The sequence below is a fragment of the Flagellimonas oceanensis genome (assembly GCF_003992595.1).
In the GTDB taxonomy this organism is placed as follows: domain Bacteria; phylum Bacteroidota; class Bacteroidia; order Flavobacteriales; family Flavobacteriaceae; genus Flagellimonas; species Flagellimonas oceanensis.
On the sequence record NZ_RZNA01000051.1, the window covers coordinates 5917 to 8559 of the forward strand.

The 2643-nt window shown below is 37.5% G+C and carries 2 protein-coding genes; both read left to right on the forward strand.

Going from position 1 to position 2643, the window contains the following annotated elements; all coding sequences use genetic code 11:
* A partial coding sequence (locus EO132_RS17210) for a site-specific integrase (RefSeq protein ID WP_313781237.1) occupies window positions 1-1282 on the forward strand: 1282 nt, incomplete at its 5' end.
* A gap of 108 nt (window positions 1283-1390) precedes the next feature.
* Window positions 1391-2643, forward strand: a 1253-nt coding sequence (locus EO132_RS17215; protein WP_164732375.1) for a DoxX family protein, incomplete at its 3' end; no start/stop codon positions are given.

Sequence of the window (2643 nt, forward strand, 5' to 3'; positions counted from 1 at the left end):
CTTTCACAGTATTAACACTCTAAAAGGTTACAACATGCAGAAAAACAATCGTTTAACAATCAATTTCTTTACAAGAAAGCACAAGGTGCAATCCGAGAACCGGATTGTCTATTGTAGGATCACCATCGACGGTGAGCGCACCGATTTTAGCATAAATCGGGAAATCAAATCTAATTTATGGGACAATAGCCGTAAAAGGGGCAAGGGATTTTCCAGTTATGTGATTTCCCTTAACAAGTACCTGGATCATATTTATACAGGCCTACATGAGGCCCATAGGCTATTAATGGTGGAAGAGAAGGTAATAACTCCATTAGCCATAAAAGCAAGGTTCTTTGGGGAAGATGATGGAGGCAAAACTTTGAAACAATTGATTGCCTACCACAATGGAACCATGCACACCTCATTACGCTCCGGAACCAGAAAGAACTACCATATTACCGAACGGTGCATAAATCTCTTTTTAAAGGAGGAATATGGTGTGGAGGATATAAAGCTCAAAAAATTGAATTACCGTTTTATATCCGACTTTGAACAGTATCTAAGGAAGTACAGGCCATCGACAAGAACCAAGTGCACCAATAACGGGGCCATGAAGCACATGGAACGCCTAAAGAAAATGTCAAGGTTGGCGGTAAGAATGGAATGGGTATCAAAGGATCCCTTTGAGAACTATAAACTGCATTTTGTCAAAGCCCAAAGGGAGCATTTGACAAAAAGGGAACTTAGACTCATAGAAGAAACCAGTTTTACAAAACAAGGCGTTGAAAAGACAAAGGATGTATTCCTGTTCTCCTGCTATACAGGCCTATCCTATATAGATGTAAAAGCACTTAGTCCCGACCATGTTATCAAAGGAATAGACGGCAATGATTGGTTGTTTACCACGAGGACGAAGACCGATGAAAGACTCAAAATACCATTGCTGCCTCAGGCAAGGGAAATCATCAAGAAATATGAGGGGTCTTCGGAAAGGAAAATCAACAATATCCTTTTACCCGTTTTCAGTAACCAGAAGGTGAATTTCTATCTAAAGGAGATCAGTAAAGCCTGTGGAATCCATAAAAGGGTCACATTTCACACGGCAAGGCACACTTTTGCAACAACGGTAACCTTGTCCAATGGAGTCCCAATAGAAACAGTCTCAAAACTGCTCGGCCATACCAAACTGTCCACTACCCAAATCTATGCAAAGGTATTGGAACACAAGATAGGGGAGGACATGCAGAATCTTATTGATCATATGGAACAAAATGGGCAGAAAGATTCTACAGGAAGTTAATAGGTATGTCCTACAAGGATATTTAAACTAATTATTTAGTTATAATTATATTTGAGAGGATAGTTTCTCCAATTTAAACACAGATTAGCCATCAATGACCATAAAACTATGAAGAGGATATTTAATGATTTCACTTTTTGGGGAACACTGTTTCTAATTTCCTATTTCTTTTTATACATCTTTCCATTTCCTTTGGAATGGCTACCGTTCAAAGTTGGAGAAAGCATTTCATCTTATGTAGATAAGTTTTGGCAGTGGTTGGTTTTATTACTGGTAAAGGACGGTGCAGGCTATCAAGGTGATATTGTTACACGTGTCAATGGTAGCGGGGATACGAGCTACCATTTTTTTAAACTTCTTGTGCAAGGAGCAATTTCGGTTATTATTGCAACGATTTGGCTCATTTTTGATAGGGCAAGGGATTTCTTTGGAAGAATTAAAAGGTTTGCTGCCGTTTATATCCGTTATTATTTGGCATTCACAATGTTGACCTATGGTCTTGCCAAAGTGTTTCCTAATCAATTTTGGGAACCTGGTCTTACCGATATGTTAAGGCCATTTGGTGAAATTTCTCCAATGGGTTTACTATGGAAGTTTATGGGATATTCTGTTCCTTACATCATTTTCACTGGTGTGATGGAGGTTATGGCGGGAGTACTTCTTTTTTTTAGAAAGACCACTAGACTTGGGGCCATTTTAGCGTTCGGAATAATGCTCAATGTTTTTGTCTTGAACATGAGTTACGATGTGCCTGTAAAGCTCTTCTCATTTCATTTGGTAATACTGTCCATAATTATACTATCAAAGGACATTATGGGACTTTTGAATTTTTTCGTTTTGAACAAGCCGGTTCCTGCCAATAAAATAGAACCATACTTTAAAAACAGGAGATATGTTAAACTCGGTCTTTTTGTGAAAGGCTTTGTCATTCTATTTATCACTTCGGTAATGGTTACAAATAATTATAGTAACCAATATAAGCATGGGAGAAAAGCAGAGATGCCCAGTCTATATGGAATTTACGAAGTTGAAACTTTTGTCGTGAACAATGATACTATTGAACCGTTGTTGACCGACAAAAATAGATGGCGAAGATTTATAGTCGATAGATACAGTTCCAACATAACCAAAATGAATGGCGATATTCTTTATGCAGAAAGTGTAGTGGATACCATAAACACCACAATTCAAATAAAACCATTCAAAGAATCTTCAACCTTTAACTTCCAATACGAGTTAAGGGATAGTGTTTTGGTTTTTACTGGAACCAAAGGTAAAGATAGCATTAGGATTGATTTTAAGATAAAGGATAAGAATGAGTTTTATCTTATGAAAAGAGGTTTTCATTGGATTAACGAATT